General features: G+C 58.4%; 15 protein-coding genes. 5 read left to right on the forward strand and 10 right to left on the reverse strand.

The features are described 5' to 3' along the window. Window positions 1-26: 26 nt before the first annotated feature. From astA to LPB19_RS00945, 4 genes are all read right to left on the reverse strand, one after another. Complete coding sequence (astA, locus tag LPB19_RS00930) at window positions 27-1,121, reverse strand: arginine N-succinyltransferase (RefSeq protein WP_206644227.1); 1,095 nt, start codon at window positions 1,119-1,121, stop codon at window positions 27-29. 28 nt (window positions 1,122-1,149) lie between these two features. Beyond that, complete coding sequence (locus LPB19_RS00935; RefSeq protein ID WP_206644228.1) at window positions 1,150-2,166, reverse strand: arginine N-succinyltransferase; 1,017 nt, start codon at window positions 2,164-2,166, stop codon at window positions 1,150-1,152. A 9-nt stretch (window positions 2,167-2,175) separates the two neighbouring features. Then, window positions 2,176-3,393 (reverse strand): aspartate aminotransferase family protein, encoded by a 1,218-nt coding sequence (locus tag LPB19_RS00940; protein WP_206644229.1) that lies wholly within the window; start codon window positions 3,391-3,393, stop codon window positions 2,176-2,178. A gap of 101 nt (window positions 3,394-3,494) precedes the next feature. After that, window positions 3,495-4,946 carry an exonuclease domain-containing protein gene (locus tag LPB19_RS00945; RefSeq protein ID WP_206644230.1) on the reverse strand — a complete coding sequence of 484 codons (1,452 nt, stop codon included), beginning with the start codon at window positions 4,944-4,946 and terminating at the stop codon, window positions 3,495-3,497. A gap of 164 nt (window positions 4,947-5,110) precedes the next feature. Here LPB19_RS00945 and LPB19_RS00950 point away from each other — a divergent pair, with 164 nt between their 5' ends. After that, a complete protein-coding gene (locus tag LPB19_RS00950) occupies window positions 5,111-6,244 on the forward strand; it encodes a DcaP family trimeric outer membrane transporter (protein WP_206644231.1) in 1,134 nt (377 codons plus the stop codon). 447 nt (window positions 6,245-6,691) lie between these two features. Here the strand turns inward: LPB19_RS00950 and aceF are convergent, their stop codons facing one another. Beyond that, window positions 6,692-8,353, reverse strand: a complete 1,662-nt coding sequence (aceF, locus tag LPB19_RS00955; protein ID WP_206644232.1) for a dihydrolipoyllysine-residue acetyltransferase — start codon at window positions 8,351-8,353, stop codon at window positions 6,692-6,694. 10 nt (window positions 8,354-8,363) lie between these two features. Then, window positions 8,364-11,033 carry a pyruvate dehydrogenase (acetyl-transferring), homodimeric type gene (gene aceE / locus LPB19_RS00960; RefSeq protein ID WP_206644233.1) on the reverse strand — a complete coding sequence of 890 codons (2,670 nt, stop codon included), beginning with the start codon at window positions 11,031-11,033 and terminating at the stop codon, window positions 8,364-8,366. Between the two features lie 663 nt (window positions 11,034-11,696). Here aceE and LPB19_RS00965 point away from each other — a divergent pair. Then, window positions 11,697-13,061: a KamA family radical SAM protein gene (locus LPB19_RS00965; RefSeq protein WP_206644234.1), complete on the forward strand. Its 1,365-nt coding sequence runs from the start codon at window positions 11,697-11,699 to the stop codon at window positions 13,059-13,061. Between the two features lie 46 nt (window positions 13,062-13,107). On the opposite strand, the gene LPB19_RS00970 is transcribed toward LPB19_RS00965, so the two are convergent. The 3 genes from LPB19_RS00970 to trxA all read right to left on the reverse strand — a co-directional run bounded on the left by LPB19_RS00970 (window position 13,108) and on the right by trxA (window position 15,845). Further along, entirely contained in the window at window positions 13,108-13,434 is a 327-nt protein-coding gene (locus tag LPB19_RS00970) for a hypothetical protein (protein ID WP_206644235.1), read from the reverse strand. 29 nt (window positions 13,435-13,463) lie between these two features. Next, entirely contained in the window at window positions 13,464-14,864 is a 1,401-nt protein-coding gene (locus tag LPB19_RS00975) for a hypothetical protein (RefSeq protein WP_206644236.1), read from the reverse strand. A 117-nt stretch (window positions 14,865-14,981) separates the two neighbouring features. Next, the gene (gene trxA, locus LPB19_RS00980; protein ID WP_206644237.1) at window positions 14,982-15,845 is read right to left on the reverse strand and encodes a thioredoxin; all 864 of its coding nucleotides are present in this window, start codon (window positions 15,843-15,845) and stop codon (window positions 14,982-14,984) included. A 202-nt stretch (window positions 15,846-16,047) separates the two neighbouring features. Here trxA and lon point away from each other — a divergent pair, with 202 nt between their 5' ends. After that, window positions 16,048-18,498, forward strand: a complete 2,451-nt coding sequence (gene lon, locus LPB19_RS00985; protein ID WP_206644238.1) for an endopeptidase La — start codon at window positions 16,048-16,050, stop codon at window positions 18,496-18,498. A gap of 24 nt (window positions 18,499-18,522) precedes the next feature. Here lon and LPB19_RS00990 read toward each other — a convergent pair whose 3' ends face one another. After that, complete coding sequence (locus tag LPB19_RS00990) at window positions 18,523-19,023, reverse strand: MarR family winged helix-turn-helix transcriptional regulator (RefSeq protein WP_206644239.1); 501 nt, start codon at window positions 19,021-19,023, stop codon at window positions 18,523-18,525. 321 nt (window positions 19,024-19,344) lie between these two features. On the opposite strand from LPB19_RS00990, the gene LPB19_RS00995 reads away from it, so the two are divergent. Together LPB19_RS00995 and LPB19_RS01000 are read left to right on the forward strand one after the other, a co-directional pair. Then, window positions 19,345-20,337 (forward strand): TPR end-of-group domain-containing protein, encoded by a 993-nt coding sequence (locus tag LPB19_RS00995; RefSeq protein WP_228289163.1) that lies wholly within the window; start codon window positions 19,345-19,347, stop codon window positions 20,335-20,337. A gap of 160 nt (window positions 20,338-20,497) precedes the next feature. After that, window positions 20,498-21,610, forward strand: coding sequence for a branched-chain amino acid ABC transporter substrate-binding protein (locus tag LPB19_RS01000; protein ID WP_206644240.1), 1,113 nt, complete (start codon window positions 20,498-20,500; stop codon window positions 21,608-21,610). Window positions 21,611-21,644 lie beyond the last annotated feature (34 nt).

Genomic DNA, 21,644 nt, shown 5'->3' on the forward strand with positions numbered 1-21,644 from the left:
GTAAACGCCGTCACCGGCGCCCACATTCAAGACCCTATTCGTCGGCTCTGCCTTGCTCCCCGGTTGGCACTCAGCGCCTGGGAGCCATTGTCTTTCAACGGTGTCACTCGAACGGAATCACCCGATTCCACCCGCAGCACCTCGCCAACTTCTGCAGGCAACTTGAGTGTGTCCGGCCCGACACAGCTGGCCGGCACAGTGGTTACCCGGAAATCCCGGAACGAGCGGTTCGACACCATGACCTTCTCGGCCGCTGGCACGTTCAGGTCAATCGGTTTGCGCGAAATCATCACATGCCGGTTCACCGAATCGCGGATCGTCCGGATGCTCGGAATAAACGCCTCCACAACCGGGCCGCCATCAAAGATGTCCACCAGCCCGTTGAAGTTGAACCCTTCCGACTGCAGCATCTTCAGGGCGGGTGCGGTGTTGTCGTGCACCCGTCCGATCACCGCGCGGGCGGAACTGGGCAGCATGGGCAGATAAATGGGGTACTTGGGCATCAGCTCGGCGATGAACGCCTTGTTGCCCAGGCCAGACAGCATATCGGCCTGGCTGAACTCCATGTCAAAGAACTTGCTGCCCAGAGCGTCCCACAGCGGGCTGTTGCCCTCTTCATCAGACACACCACGCATCTCCGCAAACACTTTGTCGGAGAAATGACTGCGGAATTCGTCCAGGTACATAAACCGGGAACGGGACAGGAGCAGTCCGTTACCGCCGCCCTGGTAGTCACCGGACAACAGCAGCGAGCAGATCTCACTGACGTCGGTCATGTCATTGGACAGATGCAGCGTCGGCGTCCGCACATGAACACCGAGTTCACTCGACGCATTCACCGTGACACTGAGCCGGTAGTTGTAAAACACTTCGTCCAGACCAACACGGGCCTGGATACCACTGATACCGACTGCCTTTCCGGTCTCCACGTCTTCCATGGCGAACAGATAAAGCGCCGCTTCCGGCGCACACCGCTGCCGGAAGCTTTCACGGGCCATATCAATTTTGCGTTGCAACAGCTCGCGATCGGCTGGCAGGGTTGTCAGACCCTTGCCGGCCTTCTGAGCCATTTCGTACAGATCCTCAAGATCCCCTTCCTGCAGCGGACGGATCACCAACATGTCATGGTCTCCTTCCGGGAAATATCGGTCATAGCGGCGCAATCCTCACGGCATCGCCGGCACTCTTGCCGAGCAGGTTCCAGGTTTTGACCGGCACTTTCAGTTCGTCTTCCAGGCTTTCGTCAACCCAGGTTAACGTGCACCGGAACGACTCTCCTTCGCCCGCGGATATCAGGCAGGCTTCGCCATCATCCTCATGCCGTCCATGCAGCACCTTCCTGTGGCTGGTGACCAGGCTGTGCAGGCTGTCGGTACGCGCTTCCAGCACCGGGCCGCCATCAAAGATGTCCAGATAGCAGCCGGCCTGGAAGCCTTCGCGTGTCAGCAACTCGTAGTTTGCCGACGACACATCGTGGGGCTTGCCAAGGGCCGCTTGCGCCGCGTCGGACAGCAAGCTCACGTATATGGGGTTGTGCGGCATCATCTCGGCGAGGAAGGTTTTACTCAACGATGCCGAATAACGGTCCGCAGCGTCGAAATCCATGTTGAAGAAATGCCGACCGAGGCTGTCCCAGAAGGGTACGCCGCCATCGTCGTTCTGCACGCCCTGGATCTCCACCACAACGCGGGACGTGAACCACTCGCGATGCTCGGCAATGAACAGGATGCGTGCGCGGGACAGCAGATCGAAGGCCTCGGTGCCGCGCAACTCAGGCCGGATCACAAAGGAACACAATAAGGTCTGGTCGGTGAGCGCGTGGGAGGGATAGAGAACTTCCACCTTGCGCGACACGCCCAGCTCGTGGGACGCATGAATCAGCGCGTCTTTGCGGTAACTGTAAAACGGCTCACCGCTGCCAGCGCGGGCATCGATGCCCGCCACGCCAGCGATGGCCCCGTCTTCGGAGTTCTCCAGAACGAACAGAAATCTGGGCGCCTGCCCCTCCGGCACCTGGCCTTTGAAGGACGCCACAGACAATTCGATTTTTTGCTTCAGTGCGTCGGATTCTTTTGGCAGCGTAGACGACAGGCGGGCACCCTGGGTGCCCGCTATCGCTAAAATCTGCTTCAAGTCATCCGGCTGCGCCGGACGAACAAGCCACATAACGACTCCTTACGCCGCAGTCAGTTTCTTTACGGCAGTCTCGAAGCGTTCCAGTGCCTCATCAATATCCGCTTCCGGAATAATCAGGGACGGCGCCAGGCGAACCACGTTAGTGCCGGCCACCAGCACCATGACACCCTCGTCCAGACCAGCGTTCAGGAAGTCCTTGGCGCGGCCTTTCCATTCGTCAGTCAGCACGCAGCCGAGCAGCATGCCGGCACCACGAACTTCACTGAATACGCCGTAGCGCTCACCGATCGCCATCATGCCCTTACGCAGACGGTCAGAACGGGCAACAACGCCTTTCAGGATGTCCGGCTGGATCACGGTATCGATCACCTTCTGGCCAACGGCACACGCCAGTGCGTTACCGCCGTAGGTGCTGCCGTGGGTACCCACACCCAGACTCGCCGCCACCTTGGCAGTGGTCAGCATGGCCGCAATCGGGAAACCGCCGCCGAGGCTCTTGGCGCTGGACAGGATGTCCGGAACCACATCGTACATCTGGTAGGCGAACAGGTGTCCAGTACGGCCAACGCCAGTCTGGACTTCGTCGAAGATCAGCAGCGCGTCGTTCTCGTCACACAGCTCGCGCAGGCCTTTCAGGAACTCCGGGTCGGCCGGAATAACGCCGCCCTCGCCCTGGATCGGCTCGACGATGACCGCACAGGTCTTATCCTTGGAAATCAGTTTCTTGACGGACTCAAGATCGTTGAAGTCAGCGTGAGCCACACCGCCCGGCGCCGGCTCGAAGCCTTCGCGGTACTTGGGCTGGCCACCCACACTGACGGTAAACAGGGTACGCCCGTGGAAAGAGCTCTTGAACGCGATGATTTCGTTCTTCTCTTCGCCGTGGTGCTCCCACGCATAACGACGCGCCAGCTTCAGCGCGGCTTCGTTGGCTTCCGCGCCGGAATTGGCGAAAAACACACGCTCTGCGAAGGTATGATCGCACAGAGTCTTGGCCAAACGAAGCGCCGGCTCGTTAGTCATTACATTGGACAAATGCCACAATTTTCCGGCCTGCTCCTCCAGAGCACCAATCAGGCCCGGATGGGTATGTCCCAGACAGGTAACGGCGATACCGCCCTGCAGATCAATGAATTCCCGTCCTTCCTGATCCCATATTCTCGACCCTTCGCCACGCACCGGAATAATCGAGCCAGGGGCGTAGTTGGGCACCATGACCTCATTAAAAAGTTCTCGAGTCAGAGTTTCTTTGTTCATGCTATTTCTCTCGGGATACACGGATGGAGGCCTAACCATAGTGATATAGGCCTCAGGCACAAGTAAGTATCTTCGCGGATTCTCAAATAACTATAGGCCACTCATGGCATAACCACATCCGGCGTTTTCAGGGCCGGCATCTCGATAATTTTCCGCCCCTTTCCGCCCCGGTCGAGCAGCGCTTTCACCAGTAACTTGTAAGAGTCCAGATCAAACGTGACCGACTCGTTGCCAGCGGCAAAGTCATGCAGCGTCTGCTCGTCATGGACGGTACCCAGGTGCACCCAATTATAGATGATCAGGATGTCTGTCACGCCGGTGGCGGCATTGCGCTCCACCACGCCGACCGGCCCGTCCCACGGCCAGGTTTTCAGCCGCAGGCCATGAAACGCGATCTGCATGCGCAGGTTGTAGCGGACGCCGTCCTCCACACCCTCGCACGCGCCCTTGCACCGACCCAGCGTGCGCTGGAAGCAGGGCCCGCTGTGGTCCGGCTCCAGACCCAGCAACTTGTTACACAACTCGTTTTTCGTCGCGATACCACTGAGCGCCTTTTCCGCATCGCGCTTGCTGCGAAACAGCCCGTAGTAATCCCCCAGCCGGTGCGGTTCCAGCTCGCGAACCAATCGCGCCTGCAGAAAGCCCTGATCATTCTCCACCAGCTCGATGGTCACCAGCCGCTTGGCGGCCCGAGAGCGGCGGTTGTAGAGCGGGTTCAGGCTTTTGATCTGTTTCAGCTCCAGTAACAGGGCCCCCAGTTCACCGGCGGTTTCCGTCCACTCCACCCGGCGCAGGCTTTCGGACATGCGCACGCCGCGGCTGGAGTTGTGATCACCGGAAAAGTGCGACGCCACCCGCTGAGCAATGTGGGTGCTTTTGCCAACGTACAGCAGGGCGTCGTTTTCCCCGTAAAAACGGTACACGCCCGGCCCCCTTGGCAACTCATGAAGGATGTCCGGTGGCAGGTGGGACGGCACGCTGGGGGTTTGCAGCAGGTCAGCGATCGCCGCCTCAAGGGCCTCATCGCCCTTCTCTGTCTTGGCATGCAGGAAGAACGACAGCATGGCCTCCACGTCACCCATCGCCCGGTGGCGCTGCACCTGCGCCAGGCCGTGGCGTTCGATCAGTGCGTCCATGTTATGACGCCGGAATTCCGGATACAGCCGGCGTGACAGCTTGACCGTACACAGCACTTTCGCGGTGAACAGACGCCCGAGCCGCCGGAACTCCTGCTTGATGAAGCCATAGTCAAAACGGGCGTTGTGGGCGACGAACACAGCCCCCTCGAGCTGCGACTCCAACTCATCAGCGATGTCTTCAAACCGGGGCGCGTCTGCCACCATCTCATTGGTGATGCCGGTGAAATGCTCAATAAAAGAAGAGATGCGCACGTCTGGGTTGAGCAGCGTTTGCCATTCCCCCACCTGCTCACCGGCACGCCAGAAACGGATGCCGATTTCGGTGATGCGGTCGCGAGCGGCGCTGCCTCCAGTGGTTTCGATGTCGAGGAAGGCGAAGGTGGTGTCCTGAAGGTGTGATTTGCGGCTGACCATGCCCCCATCATACGCCGTTTTCAGGCAAGCGGATGGCCGCAACCAGCCGGAAATCACCTATTAGACATTAGTCGAACAGGCCCTCATTTCATTTGAATTACAAGGGACACATACATAACGTGGCGTGGGGTCCAACAACAATAAAACTAGTGGAGATAACAAGAATGCAGAGCAATATGCTTCGAATGGCAATCCGTGCAACAGCCGCTGCAGCAGCACTGGGTGTTGCTGGACAGGCTGGAGCAGTCAACTTCAGCGCTGGCGAATACGACGTATCTGTTTACGGCTACGCCCGACTGAACGCCAGCTACGACATCGACGAAGAAGTGGGCATTTCCACTCGTTCAGGTGCTTACAGCGCCATCAACACATCCGATGCTGACCTGCCGACCGGCGTTTTCGCCGCTGACGCAGTTCAAACACGTCTGGGCGTAAAAACCACCACTCCGGAAGGCGTGAACATCACCGTTGAAGGTGATTTCCGTCCTGGCCAGCTGCGTCTGCGTCACGGTTTCGGTGAATACAAAGGCGTCCTGATGGGCCAGACCTGGTCCAACTTCAACAGCTTCGTGGGTAACACCTCTACTCTGGACTTCGACTCACTGCCGGGCCTCGCTGGTCTGCAGGGTCGTGTTGCCCAGGTCCGTTACACCACTGGCCCGCTGTCCTTCTCAGCTGAGCAGCCTAACAGCTCCATCCTGGACGCTGGTGGCGCAGAAAAAGACGGCATGCCGGCACTGACAGCACGCCTGGAAAACTCAGCAGGCGGATTCTCCTACTCTGCCGCTGTCCTCGCGCATCAGGTTGGTTACGACACTGGCACCGCTGACGAAGCCTCCTTCGGTTTCGCGACCTTCGGCGCGGCCAAGATCGCCCTGTCAGACATGATCACCATCCAGGGCACGGTTTCGTACTCTGACGGTGCCAACAGCTACCTGTACCGCTCTGGCGAAAACTTTGGTGCAGAAAGCGCCTACGTTGCCGCCAACGGTGATGTAGAGACCATCTCTGGTTATGGCGCTTCCGTCGGCACTGGCATCAGCCTGGGCGGCGGCCGCAGCATCAACATCGGCTATGGTATGGCAACCGTTGACTGGGACGACGCAGAAGCCGACCTCGGTGCAGCAGCCGTTGCAGCCAAGAGCGAGACCAACTCCGCGATCATGGCCAACTACCAGTGGACTCCGGTCAACAACGTCATGATGGGCGTTGAATACCAGATGCTGAGCCGTGAAAACGTAGATGGTAGCGACGGCGATGCAAACCGCATCCTGTTCGCGGCACAATACAACTTCTAAGTAACGCCTTTAATAGTTACCTCAGGATTTGCCCCGGCACCATGCCGGGGCTTTTTGGCTCCAGATCGGTGCACTAACCGATCTGGCCTTCCCGACCTTCGACCACCTCACCACAACCCTCTCTATTACTTTCAACACCTTACTGCGCTGAGCCTCTCTGGCATGACGAATGCATTACATCCACCAGAGAGCGGAAGGACTTCGCCCTCAGCGACAGATTCAGAGAGGTGACACCATGAAACAAGCCCAAGATTCCGACCTGCTGTTCGAGCTGACTCAGACCTGGGAAGAGGACGCCCTGCAAGCCATGCACGATTATTTCGACTGGATGTTCTTCGCAAACTGATGCGCAAGGACAAAAAAAGGCCGGGAGCAAAACTCCCGGCCTTTTTTATGCTGGGGAAGCAACATGCGCATCACTGACGATGCACGCGTCGCTTCATAGGGCTACAGCAGCAAGGTCCGGATATCCCCCAGCAGCTGCGCGAGCACCGTGGTGAACCGGGCCGCATCAGCGCCATTCACCGCCCGGTGATCGTAGGATAGAGACAAGGGCAGCATCAGGCGAGGCTGGAACTCACTGCCGTCCCATACCGGCTTCATAGCTGCCTTTGAAACCCCCAGGATCGCAACCTCCGGAGTATTCACGATCGGCGTGAACGCGGTGCCACCGATGCCACCCAGACTGGTGATGGTGAAGCAGGCGCCCTGCATCTCTTTTGGCTTGAGCTGCTTGTCCCGGGCCTTTTGCGCCAGGTCCGCGCTTTCTTCCGCAAGCTCCCACAGGCCCTTTTTGTCCACATCCCGGATGACCGGAACCATCAGACCGTGGGGCGTATCCACCGCAATCCCGATGTGAATGTACTTTTTACGGACCACCTCTTTCTTGTCCATATCGAGCGACACGTTGAACTGAGGCAGCTCGGCCAGTGCGGTAGCGCAAGCTTTCAGCAGGAAGGGCAACGGCGTCATCTTGACCCCGCGCTTCTCACCAGCAGCCTTCTGTGCCTTGCGGAAGGCCTCCATATCGGTGATGTCCGCATCCTCAAACTGAGTTACGTGAGGCACGTTCAGCCAGCTTCGCTGCATATTCGTCGCAGTGGCCGACATCATGCGGGACATCGGCTCCCGCTCGATATCACCAAACTGGCTGAAGTCCGGCAGTTTCACACCCGGAATGCCAGCCCCGGTGCCAACGCCGCCGCCCTGCTGCACCTGCTGAAGCTGGCTCTTCACATAGGCATGAACGTCGTCTTTCAGGATCCGGCTCTTCGGCCCGGACCCCTTAACCCGGGCCAGATCTGCGCCCAGCTCACGAGCCAGTTTGCGCACCGCGGGACCGGCATGAACCTTGGTTCCCGGTGACGGCGGCTCGTAGGTCGCCCCTTGCGACTGGGCTGACTCCGCCTTCTGCTCTTTTTCGGCCGACGCTTTTGATTCAGCGGCTGGTTTGGACTCGGATTCCTGCTCCGCCTCTTCCCCGGCGTCTGCGTCACCACCTTCCTCGATGGTCATCTCAAGCAGATCATCCCCTTCGGACAGCTTGTCGCCTTCCGATACCAGGATCTTTTCCACCTTGCCTTTGTGGGGCGATGGAATTTCCATGGTGGCCTTGTCCGATTCCACGGTGACCAACGGATCCTCGGCGTCAATGCTGTCGCCTTCGGACACGTTAATCTCAATGACCGGGACATTCTCAAAGCCATCCAGAGACGGCACTTTGACGGTTTCCTTGCGAGAACCACCAGAGGCTTTGGCCGCGGGTTTCGGCGCGGCCTCTTCTGACTTGGCCTCGTCGCTGTCTTGGGCACTGCTTGCTTCGTCAGTGCCGGCGTCGTCGCTCTCGGAAGCGCTGCTGTCGTCACCCTCACCAGAGGCTTCGAGGGTGCCAACCACGTCTCCTTCCTTGACCTTATCCCCGACCTTTACCGAGATGCTGGCGATCTTGCCGGCACCGGGGGAAGGCAGTTCGACCGACGCCTTGTCGGATTCCACGGCCAGGATCGGGTCTTCGGCTTGCACCGAATCGCCTTCGCTGACCAGTATTTCAATCACCTCGACTTCGTCCGCACCGCCGAGATCGGGAACCTTGATTTCCTGCTCACTCATCGCGGACTCCTTAGCTCAGCACCGGGTTCGGTTTATTTCGATCGATTCCGTACTTCCGCATCGCTTCAAGGACGACGTCCTCTTTGACGTCACCATCCCTGGCCAGCGCTGCAAGTGCAGTTACCGCCACGTGGTAGCGATCCACTTCGAAGTGGTTGCGCAGTTTCTCCCGGGTATCACTGCGACCGTAACCGTCGGTACCCAGGGTGAGATAGGTTTTCGGGATGTAAGCGCGAATCTGCTCAGACAACAGTTTCATGTAATCGGTAGACGACACCACCGGCCCCTGCTGCCCTTCCAGGCACTGGGTGACAAACGCGGTCTTCGGTTTGTCGTCCGGGTGCAGACGGTTCCAGCGTTCTACATGCAGGCCGTCCCGAGCCAGCTCGTTGAAGCTGGTCACGCTCCAGACATCGCTGGCCACGCTGAAGTCCTCTTTCAGAAGCTCCGCCGCCGCGCGAACTTCGTTCAGAATGGAGCCGGCGCCCAGCAGCTGAACCCGCGGCGTTTTCTTGCGCCCTTTGGTTTCGATGGAGTCCAGCAGGTACATCCCCTTGATGATGCCCTCTTCCACCTTTTTGCCCTCGGGCATGGCCGGCTGTTCGTAGTTCTCGTTTTCGATGGTCAGGTAATAGAAGACGTTCTGGTTCTCCTCGAACATCTCCTTGATGCCATGCTGCACCACCACCGCCAGCTCGTAGCCGTAGGCCGGATCGTAAGATTTACAGCTGGGAATGGTCTGAGCCAGCACATGGCTGTGACCGTCCTGATGCTGCAGGCCCTCGCCGTTCAGCGTGGTGCGCCCGGCAGTACCACCCACCAGGAAGCCCCTCGCCTGAATGTCACCCGAGGCCCAGGCCAGGTCGCCAACACGCTGGAAACCGAACATGGAATAGAAGATGTAGAACGGGATCAGCGCGAAGTTGTTGGTACTGTAGGACGTGGCCGCCGCCATCCAGGCCGCCATGGAGCCGTCCTCGTTGATGCCTTCCTCGAGGATCTGCCCTTCCTTGTCTTCGCGGTAGTACATGATCTGGTCCCGATCTTCGGGCACGTATTTCTGGCCCTCCGAGGTGTAGATCCCCAGCTGCCGGAACATGCCTTCCATACCGAAGGTCCGGGCTTCATCGGGCACGATTGGCACCACGCGCTTGCCGATACGCTTGTCTTTGGTCAAAGCCGTCAACAGGCGCACGAACGCCATGGTGGTGGAAATCTTGCGGTCACCAGAGCCCTCCAGCAGCGCCTTGAAGGCATCCAGCGGCGGCGCATCCAGCGGCTGGCAATCTTTGCGACGCTTGGGATAGAAGCCTCCCAACTCCTGCCGGCGCTTCTTCATGTACACCATTTCCGGGCTATCCGGTGCCGGGCGGTAGTACGGGACCTGCTTCAGGTCTTCATCCTTAATGGGCACGCCAAAGCGGTCCCGGAAGGCCTTCAGCTGCTCGATATCGAGCTTCTTCAGCGAGTGCGCGGTGTTCTGCGCCTCACCGGCGGTGCCGAAACCATAACCCTTGATGGTATGAGCCAGAATCACCGTCGGGCGGTTACCGTGATCGTTCACCGCCTTGTGGTAGGCGGCGTAGATTTTGTACGGGTCGTGGCCGCCGCGATTGAGCTTGCCAATATCCTCGTCCGACAGGCTTTCCACCAGCTTGGACAGCTCCGGGTATTTGCCGAAGAAGTGTTTACGGGTGTAGGCCGGGCCGTTGCTTTTGAAATTTTGCAGATCGCCATCGACCACTTCGTCCATCACCCGCTGCATGAGGCCGTCTTTGTCCTTCTCGAACAGCGGATCCCACATCCGGCCCCAAACCACCTTGAGCACGTTCCAGCCGGCACCACGGAAGATGCCTTCCAGCTCCTGGATAATCTTGCCGTTGCCGCGAACCGGGCCGTCCAGCCGCTGCAGGTTGCAGTTCACCACGAAAATCAGATTGTCGAGATTCTCCCGACCGGCGAGGGAAATGGAGCCGAGCGTTTCTGGCTCGTCACACTCACCGTCACCCACGAAGCACCAGACTTTCCGATCCCCCATGTCGATCAGTTCGCGGCTGTGCAGGTACTTCATCACATGGGCCTGATAGATGGCCTGAATAGGGCCCAACCCCATGGATACCGTGGGGAACTGCCAATAATCCGGCATCAGCCAGGGGTGCGGGTAAGACGACAGGCCATCACCGTCCACTTCCTCCCGGTACTTGTCCAGATGCTCTTCCTCAAAGCGCCCCTCAAGGAAAGAACGGGCGTAGATACCCGGCGAGGAGTGACCCTGGAAATACACCAGATCGGATTCGCGCTTGTCGTCACCGGCCCGGAAGAAGTAGTTGAAGCCAACGTCGTACAGGGTCGCGGCGGAGGAGAATGACGACACATGCCCACCCAGCTCACCGGGACGCTGGTTGGCCCGCAACACCATGGCCATGGCATTCCAGCGAATCAGCGAACGAATGCGGCGCTCCATGAACAGGTCCCCGGGCATGCGGGCTTCCTGAGTGACCGGAATGGTATTTCGGAAAGGGGTGTTAATCGAATATGGCAACTCGGTGCCATCGCGACTGGCTCGTTCCGACAACCGCTCGAGAATGAACTTGGCCCGCTCAACGCCTTCGTTCTCTATCAGGGATTCAAGCGCATCCAACCATTCACTGGTTTCGATGGGATCATCGTCCTGGTACATCAAACCCTCCCCTAAAACACATAAGATGCGCCGCACGCATCATCGGCTAGACAATGTCGCACGGCACTGTGAGTAAGCTGCGATGGATTGCAGGGTATTGTTATGACGCTGATTTACCTCGAACCTTCTCAGTGGTTCGTTGCGGTAAAAACTTCCCTCAAGCATAGAACAGCTTCGCCACTTTTCCTGCCCAATCATGCCCAGCACGGGGATAACCCCGCCGGGCACCAGTGTGTCGCTGCCATTCAAAGAGAGGGTTCTCAAACGAAATGTAGTAACTTTTACTACATCCAATCAGAAACGCGCCGTCAAAACCGTGGAATCGGACAATCCATCCGCAATAATTTCGATTACTTACGCAAGAATGACTAGTTTGGCGCATGCAGGCAACCAGACTCAGACCAATGTCTTAGTTCAAATCCGGTTACACAATTAGTTCACACTCTAAACAAAAATTACGAACGCAAACTCATAGGTTTTGCCGAATTTACCGTTTTTTCGGCACTTTATTGACCATCTAACTCGACTAAGCCACTACTGGCAAAGATTTTTTTAATTAGACCTGAAAACAATTTACAACTTTTGTATACTCGCTGCCCACTTTTCCAGGGGGCCTGACCCAAACACGCCCCTCCCATTGGCATTTAACACTGAGGGCGATCTATGAACTCCATTGTGACCTTCCCGAACCGGATTCCTACCACCGAGTTCGAAGAAAGGCGCTTCAAGGTCTACACAGACCGCCAGCTCGACAAGATCGAGGCCATTCAGAACCTCCCGGAAGATACCCTGTTTGAAATGAAGGTCGTAGCCAGTGTGCTGCCGTTCCGGGTGAACGAGTATGTGATCAACGAACTGATCAACTGGGACAAAGTACCGAACGACCCGCTCTACCAGCTGGTCTTCCCCCAGAAGGGCATGCTCAAAGCCGAGCATTACGAGCGCATGGCGGAACTGCATCGCAGCGGCGCCGACAAGAAAGAAATTCAATCCGTCGCCAAAGAAATCCGGGACGAGCTGAACCCGCACCCGGCCGGCCAGATGGAAATGAACATGCCGACCCTCGACGGCGAAGTACTGGATGGGGTACAGCACAAGTACCGCGAAACCGTACTGTTCTTCCCGGCCCAGGGCCAGACGTGTCACTCCTACTGCACCTTCTGCTTCCGCTGGGCGCAGTTTGTTGGCGACAAAGACCTGAAGATGGCCAGCACCGAAGCCGAAAAGCTGCACGGCTACCTGAAGGAGCACACCGAAGTCACTGACCTGCTGGTGACCGGCGGCGACCCGATGGTGATGAAAACCAAAAACCTGGTGCAGTACCTGGAACCGCTGCTGGAGCCGGAGTTCGATCACATCCAGACCATCCGCATCGGCACCAAGGCCCTCACCTTCTGGCCGTATCGCTTCGTGACCGACAAGGATGCCGAGGAACTGATGGATCTGCTGGCTCGGCTGGTTGATGGCGGCAAGCACGTGGCCATCATGGCGCACTACAACCACTGGCAGGAAATCACCACGGATATCGCCGAAGAAGCCATTCGCCGCATCCGTGCCACCGGCGCCGAAATCCGCGCTCAGGGCCCGCTGATCAAGCACGTGAACGACAACGCCGACGATTGGGCGAAGATGTGGAAGAAGCAGGTCAAGCTGGGCATCATCCCCTACTACATGTTCGTTGAGCGGGACACCGGCGCCAAGAACTACTTCGAACTGCCACTGGCGGAGGCTTACCAGATCTACCGCGAAGCCATGAAGCAAGTCAGTGGCCTGGCGCGCACCGCCCGCGGCCCCTCCATGAGCGCCGGCCCGGGCAAGGTGGAAGTTCAGGGCATTGCCGAAATCAATGGCGAGAAAGTGTTTGTCCTCCGCTTCCTCCAGGGCCGCAACCCGGACTGGGTACAGCGCCCGTTCTTCGCCAAGTACTCGGAGACCGCCACCTGGCTGCACGAACTGGAGCCGGCACTTGGGGAAGAGAAATTCTTCTTCGAGGACGAGTACGAGGAAATGAAGAAAGGTAACGGCTGATTAGCCAGATCACCCGATGAAAAGCCCCGTCTAGAGCGGGGCTTTTTTATGCCTTACGCCGAAACTTCGGCACAAACCCCTCTGGCTTATCCCGCAGCCATTCCACAAACACCCTCAGCTCCTCCAGCTCCAGCAGCTTCTCCCGGGTGTTGTAGTGCAGGCCCAGGTCGTATTCGGAACAGGCCTTGTGAATGGCGTTATGGCAGGGCCGGCACACCCACAGGGTGCGGGTGATCAGCTCTTCCTTGCTGAACAGTTTCTGAAACCGCTTCTTGCGATGCAGGTGTTTGGGGATCAGGTGGTGGCGGGTAAGCTGGGCGACCGGGCGTTCACACAGCTCGCAGCAATCCGGTTGTGATGGCAACTTCAGCATGGGCAACCCACTTCCATTCGACTGACACTCTATTGGGGCGCAAGGAAGTAACGATCCAGGAGGTGGGGATCATCAAAATGCCGACGCCCAACAAACGATACGGCATGATGGCCCCATTGGCGCATCGCGCCTGCCGATGCAACGCCTGTCGGCCACAGTAAAAACCTTTCGAGCCGCTCGGTTCCGCCGATCAGCCCGTCGTCGTCATAGAGGCGCCCACCGGCATACGAACGCCCCCGAAGGCTATCCAGAGGTACAAGACGATAGTTCTGCACGCGGCCATCCGGCGCTGGCGACTGATCGACGGACACACCCACCAATTGATGCTCGCCGGCGGAGAGCGCCAGCAATGGCGAACGATGGCTCTCAGCCGGAATCGACCCGAGCAACCAGAGCTGCTCCGTTTCATACTCGATACTGTCGTTCGCCACCAGCCCACCATCGGCCAGTAACCACTGGTGATAGCAACCACAGGGATGAACCGTGTCGTAGATCAGCGGCCGACCGTGGGAGTCCAGGGTTACGCGCCAGACAAACCCATCCAGTGCTCCGGCATAAATATCCAACCAGCCCTGCGCGGGCCGCCCTGAAAACCAGATCACGTAGTTCAGCTGCGGGAGAATGCGGCCGTTAAAGTGGGTGAAACTGAGGTGGGTAAACACCACTGGCTCGGGGCGAAACTGGAGTCGGCCATCAAGCTGGCGCCCCGGAACGCCGGGCAGATCGAAGCTATCCTGAGTTTCGATTCGCCACCCGGGCGCATGACGCAGGAACAGCTCCGAGCGGAGCGGGTCGTTTAACACCGGCACACCAAGCGAATCGACCGGGTAAACTTGCAGCCGGTCAGGCCCATTAGTTGCCGCTGGAACTGGTCGGTAAGTCCGCCAGCCACCTCGGGGCCCGTAATCACCGAACTGGGCGGCCAACTCACCCATGGTAACGCCAGCGCGCCAACGTACAACTGGCTCCACCAGTGGGTACACGCCGATAACCTGCGAAGGCGTGCTGTAACTGTCAGGAACCTCAACGGACGCCACCAGCCGATGCCACAATTCCGGCTCCGACTCCAGCTCCGAAATGGCCCGAGATCCGCAATCCCGCAGACCAGTCAGCCATTGCGAGATCTCATCCAAGCCACCCTCGGCCTCAAACTGCCAGGCAACAACAGCCTGCTGATGGGCACGCGCCAGCCAATCGTGGCGCTGCCTGGGGGACAACCCGTTCAGGTCGAAGCCGGCCAGAAAACGGTCAACGCGAAGGTAGGGAAAGCCGGGAGGAGACCAGTCCTGAGCATCATAGTGGCCAGCGGTGTCGACCCAGTTGCGCCAGCGGATAAATTGGCGATCGCAGTCTTGGGAAACCGCGACCGCCGGGTCAGTGGCATAGCGATGGCTTGCACAACCCGACAGCACTCCTACAAGAAGTGCCATCCAGACTGCATGCCTCCAGTTTCGCCCCATGATGAACCCCCCATCCACTCAGCACCTTCCACTTTGAAGGTAACGCGATCCCAATGGTTCCCATCCGGAGGCTGCCGGAGGATGCTCTTAGTGCATCAGGGTATAGAGCTTTCTTCGATAGGCACGGACATCCGGATTATTGCTGCCAAGTTTATCGAACAGCTCGATCAGCGTGGTTTTGGCCACGCCGTCTTTGTAACTGGCGTCCGCCTGCATCAGGCGAATCAATAACGCCATGGCCTCGGCATTCTCCTCTTTGAGGACATGCTGGAGCGCAAGCTGATGAAGGGCTTCCGGGTTCTTCGGGTCGTTCGCCAGAACATGCTCAAGCTCGGCCACGGGCGGCAACTGACCGGCCTGCCGGATAAACTTGATGCGAGCCGCCAGCTGCTTGGCCTGAGTCTGCAATTTCTCTTCCGGGGGCAGGCTGTTCAATACCTGCTCGGCGGTATCCACATCCCCCAGCTCGGCTTTCAGCTGGGCAATATCGATCAGCACCTTGAGGTTGTCCGGATCTTTCTGGTTCATCTCCGTGAGGATGGCCAGCGCCCCGTCGATATCCCCCTGCTCCCAGCGCTTGTGCGCGGTTTCGTAGGGGTCTTCTGCCGGTGCCTCGACGTGCTTGTCCAGAATCTTGCGAATCTCACCCTCCGGCAGCGCGCCGTTGAAGCCATCCACCGCCTGACCTTCTTTCACCAGGATCACCGTCGGCAGGCTGCGAACCCCCAGACTGCCGGTCAGTTGCTGCTGCTCGTCGGCGTTTACTTTCGCCACCAGAAACTGGCCCTGATACTCGTTGGCCAGCTTCTCGAGGATCGGCATCAGTTGCTTGCAGGGCGCGCACCAGTCGGCCCAGACATCCACCAGAATCGGTGTTTCTGACGAGGCATCCATTACCTGCTGCTGAAAGTTCTCCATGGTGGCGTCAAAAATGTACGGGGACTCGCTCATGCATCGCACCTGTCATCAATTAATGAATCGTTAAACCGGTAAACCTGCCAGCAATCGTGGGGGCAAATGGCCAGAAATCAAGCAACCGCAAGCGCCTTGAAATCAGTGCAACTGGCGTTACATAGGCTATAAGTGTCATCCCGGGCGGCCACAGCGCCGCCCCGGCCCCGACGTTACGCTTTCCGGATGGGTATCGCACAGCATGACTGACGAAAACCGCAAAGACAAAATCGAGCAATTCGAAGAGGACGTGACCGAGTACATCGGCAAAGACGAGCACAGCAAGGGCCTGGCATTGCCACAGCAGATGATGCCAAGGCGCATGTACGTGTTGCCGGTGTCCAACCGTCCGTTCTTCCCCGCTCAGGTGCAACCGATCATGGTGAACCAGAACCCCTGGCAGGAAACTCTGAAGCGGGTCGGGGAAACAGACCATCGCGTGCTGGGCATCTGCTTTGTCGAACAGCAGGAAAACGAAGACGATGTGCCCGCCAGCGACGAACTGGAAACCACCGGATGCGCGGTCCGGATCCATCACGCCCAGCAGGAAAACGGCAAGGTACAGTTTATTGCCCAGGGCCTGCAGCGGTTTCGCATCGTTCAGTGGCTGCGCCGGAAACCGCCCTATCTGGTGGAAGTGGACTACCCCACCGAACCCGAAGAAGACGCCGATGAACTGAAGGCCTATACCCTCGCCATCATCAGTGCCATCAAGGAGTTGCTGCGCAGCAACCCGCTGTACGGCGAAGAGGTTAAACAGTATCTGTCGCGATTCGGACCGGACGACAGCTCACCGCTGGCCGATTTCGGCGCTTCCATGACCAGCGCACCGGGTCACGAGCTCCAGGATGTACTGGACACCCTGCCGCTGGTGCACCGGATGGAAAAAGTCCTGCTGCTGATGCGCAAGGAGCAGGAGGTCGCCCGCCTGCAATCCGAGATCAGCGAGGAGGTGAACGCCAAGGTTCAGAAACACCAGCGGGAATTCTTCCTGAAAGAACAGCTCAAGGTTATCCAGCGCGAGCTGGGTATGGCCAAGGACGACAAGACCGCGGACATAGAGCGCTTCGAAGAGCGCATGTCGGAACTGAATCCTCCGGCTCAGGTGAAAGAGCGATTCGCCGAAGAAGTGCAGAAATTACAGGTGCTGGAACAGGGCTCGCCAGAATACGGCGTTACCCGTAATTATCTGGACTGGCTGACCCAGGTGCCCTGGGGCATGCACTCGGACGACCACTTTGACCTGCCCGAAGCCCGCCGCATCCTGGACCGGGACCACGACGGCCTGGAGGATGTGAAAACGCGGATCATCGAGTTTCTTGCCGAGGGCTCGTTCAAGGGTGAAGTCAGCGGCTCCATTCTGCTGCTGGTGGGCCCGCCGGGGGTGGGAAAAACCTCCATCGGCCACTCGGTAGCTGATGCACTGGGGCGAAAGTTCTACCGTTTCAGCGTAGGCGGGATGCGCGATGAAGCCGAAATCAAAGGCCACCGGCGCACCTACATCGGCGCCATGCCGGGCAAGTTTGTGCAGGCACTGAAAGACAGTGGCGTGTCCAACCCGGTCATCATGCTCGATGAAATCGACAAGGTCGGCGCTTCGTACCAGGGCGACCCGGCCTCTGCCCTGCTGGAAACCCTCGACCCGGAACAGAACAGTGAATTCCTCGACCACTATCTGGACGTGCGCATGGACCTGTCCAAGGTGCTGTTCATCTGTACCGCCAACCAGCTGGACACCATTCCCCGGCCGCTGCTGGATCGGATGGATGTTATTCGCCTGTCCGGCTACATCACCGAAGAAAAACTGGCCATTGCCAAGCACTACCTGCTGCCCCGCCTGCTGAAACGGGCGGGCCTGCTGAAGAAGCAGATCAACATCACCGATGCCGCCATCAAACAGGTGATCGAGGGGTATGCCCGGGAGGCCGGTGTGCGAACCCTGGAAAAGCTTCTGCACAAGATCATCCGCAAGGGCATCGTGAAGCTGCTGGAAGACCCGGACACGCCGGTGCGGGTCGGGGTATCCAGCCTGCCGGACTATCTTGGTCAGCCCGCGTTCAAGAAAGAAAAAGCCCTCAAGGGCGTTGGCGTGGTTACCGGCCTCGCCTGGACTGCCATGGGGGGAGCAACGTTGAGCATTGAGGCGTCGCGGATTCACGCCAGCCAGCGCGGCTTCAAGCTGACCGGCCAGCTTGGAGATGTGATGCGGGAGTCGGCGGAAATCGCCTACAGCTACGTCGCCTCAAACCTGAAGCAGTTCAAGGGCGACCCGACGTTCTTCGACAAATCCTTTGTTCACCTGCACGTGCCCGAGGGCGCCACGCCAAAGGATGGCCCCAGCGCCGGCATCACCATGGCCACGGCTCTGCTGTCCATTGCCCGCAAGGAGCCGCCGCAGCAGAACATTGCCATGACTGGCGAACTGACACTGACCGGGCAGGTATTGCCGGTGGGCGGTATCCGGGAAAAAGTGATCGCAGCCCGGCGGCAGAAAATCAGCAATCTGATCCTGCCGGAAGCAAACCGGGGTGATTTCGAGGAATTGCCTGAGTATCTGAAAGAGGGGCTATCGGTGAGCTTTGCCAAGCACTACAACGATGTGTTCCAGGCGTGCTTCGCCAACAAGCCGCGCAAAGGCGCCAGCGTTCACTAACCGGTGAACGCTGGCCGGTGCTGCTCAGGATTTGGCGTCACTCTTCCAGCCATCTTCACGCAGCACCGGGCCCACGTGCAGCACGGGTGATGCGTCGATCTCATCGGCGTCCATCATATTGGCCACCCGCTGCAGCGAGGCCAGGATCATGGTCTGCTCCCACTCGTCCAGGTTCTGGAATTTCTTGATGAATTCCTCCTGCAGCGGATTCGGCGCCCGGGCCAGCAAATCAGCGCCCTCGTCGGTCAGGTGGGCGTGTACCTTGCGCTTGTCCTGGGTACTGCGGACCCGATACACCAGCTTCCGGTGTTCGAGCCGGTCCAGAATGGTGGTCACGGTTGCCTGGCTCAGGCTCACCTTGTCGGCGATGGTTCCGATGGTCACCTCGCCCAGATCACGAATGGTGCGCATGATCAGCAGCTGCGGGCCGGTCAGCCCGTTATGCTTACTAAGGCGTTTGGAGTGCAAATCCGTCGCCCGGATCACTCGCCGAAGCGCCACCAGCACCTGCTCGTAATTGTTCACTGTATTGCTCCGATCAAAGGGGCTGCCCCCTTGTTGATATGAACCGGAGGCCTGAAGCGGTTTCGAGTGCATCGATTTACTACTCGTCATCTGCCGTAGCCTCATTCCATTGGTCTAACCAGCACTTCGTCCCAGAAACGCCCTTTATTTATACCACTAATTATTAGAGGGCTTTAGACCCCGAAATGCAAGTCGTGACTTTTGCGGAGCTCGGCGGTACCGCCCTCCCCCAATGCGCTGAGTCTTTTTTCCATTTCTCACTATGCTAAGGTCTGCACCCTCTGAAAGAACACAGCAACTCTGGACCTTGGAACGTACTTCATGATCAGCCGAAAGACCCTCCGGTTTCCCACTGCTTTTCAACTTACTGCCCGGCCAGCCGGTTTGGGTGGGCTGCTGATTCAGCTCGCGGCCACACTTGCGCTGACGATCACGATCACCGGCCAGGCCTTCGCCCAGGGAGCCGATACTGCGCCACCGGGCAAGAAGGACCTGATGGAAGAGGACATTGCCGCCGCCCTGGCCGATCTTGAAGAGCCCATGTATACGCCCTTCATCGAGCTGTATCTGCTGGAGGAGACCAAGGCCTTGCGCAAGGAACTGCAAAATACCCGGGCCGAGCTGATTGAAAAAGTCGTGGACAAGGAATTATCGGTGGCCGACAAGACCATGTCCTACGCCACCGACACGGTCACCTACTTCTTCTATCTGATTGCCGGCGCGAGTTCGATTTTGGTCGTGATCGGCTGGAACTCTATTCGCGACATGCGGGCCCAGCTCACCAGCCTGGCGGAGAAGCGAGTGAATGAACTGGTGGTGGTTTACGAAAAGCGCCTGAAGGACATTGAGGAGCAACTGCAGCAGAAGTCCGACATCATCAACCAGAACCAGGCGGAGATCGAACGGACCAACGAGATTCACTCCCTGTGGCTGAAAGCCAGCCAGGAAACCTCCCAACAGAACAAGATCGCCGCCTACGACCAGATTCTGGATCTGCGTCCGGACGACGTGGAGGCCCTCAGCTACAAGGCAGATGCCGTACTCGAAATGCAGGAACCGCTGTGGGCGATCAGCCTTTGCCAGCGGGCGTTGAAGCTGGCACCGGACAACGGCCACGCCCTGTATCAGCTGGCCTGCGCCTACGCCGAAATCGGCCGCTGGGAAGATGCCGTGGCCACGTTACAAAAAGCAATAGACATTTCAGAAGCGTACAGAGACGATGCGTCCGTCGACCTGAGTTTCGAGCAGCTGCGTGAGCACGACAACTTCCAAAAACTGGTCTACCCGGACCAGGAAGAAAGCTCGGACACCTGATTAAGACAACGTAAAAATAAGCGTGACTATGCTCAGACCGGCGCAGAGAAGGTCTCTGACCACCTCTGTTGCCGGGCTCCTTGACAAGCCCCAAACTGTGGTGTTTGTTTAAGTCGCTGAGTACAAAAGAATAACCCTGAAAAAGTACAGGATGGATCCAATGAAAACTTCAGTAAAGAAACTCGTCACCGCGGTTAGCGCCTCTGTCGCCCTGATGGGCGCAGGCCAGGCCGCCGCCGAAATCCAGATCGGCATCGCCGGCCCAATGACCGGCCCGGTTGCCCAGTATGGTGACATGCAGTTCTCTGGCGCCCGCATGGCGATCGAACAGATCAACGCCAACGGCGGCGTGATGGGCGAGCAGCTGGTTGCCGTGGAATACGACGACGTGTGTGACCCCAAGCAGGCCGTAACGGTAGCGAACAGCATGGTGAACGACGGTGTTCAATTCGTCATTGGCCACCTGTGTTCCAGCTCTACCCAGCCCGCCTCGGACATCTACGAGGACGAAGGCATCCTGATGATCACCCCGGCGTCCACCAGCCCTGACATTACCGAGCGTGGCTATGAGCTGGTATTCCGCACCATCGGCCTGGACAGCATGCAGGGCCCGGTTGCCGCCAACTATCTGGCCAGCCTGAACCCAGAGCGCGTTGCTATCGTGCACGACAAGCAGCAGTACGGTGAAGGTATCGCCACGGCCGTTCGCGACACGCTGGCAGACAAGGGCGTTGAAATCGCCATGTTCGAAGGCATCACCGCCGGCGACAAGGACTTCTCTTCCCTGGTCACCAAAATGAAGCAGGCCGATGTAGACTTCGTTTACTACGGCGGTTACCACCCGGAGCTCGGCCTGATTCTGCGCCAGGCAAAGCAGGCCGGTCTGGACGCCCGCTTCATGGGCCCTGAGGGTGTCGGCAACAAGGACATCAACACCATTGCCGGCGAAGCCGCTGAAGGTCTGTTGGTAACCCTGCCGCCCAGCTTCGATCAGAAAGAAGAGAACCAGGCACTGGTGAAAGCATTCGAGGACAAGGGTGAAGACCCGTCCGGCCCGTTCGTCCTGACTTCGTATGCCGCCGTGCAGCTGATCGTTGACGGCATCAAGCAGGCTGACTCTACCGATCCGTTTGACGTTGCCAAAGCTCTGCGCAGCACCAGCTACGAAACTCCGATCGGTTCTGTTCAGTACGACGAAGCCGGTGACCTGAAGTCGTTTGAGTTTGTTGTTTACGAATGGCATTCAGACGGCAGCAAAACTCCGGTAAACTAAGCCGGAACCGTTAACGAACGGTAATCCAAAGAGC

It is taken from the genome of Marinobacter salinisoli (assembly GCF_017301335.1).
GTDB lineage: Bacteria > Pseudomonadota > Gammaproteobacteria > Pseudomonadales > Oleiphilaceae > Marinobacter > Marinobacter salinisoli.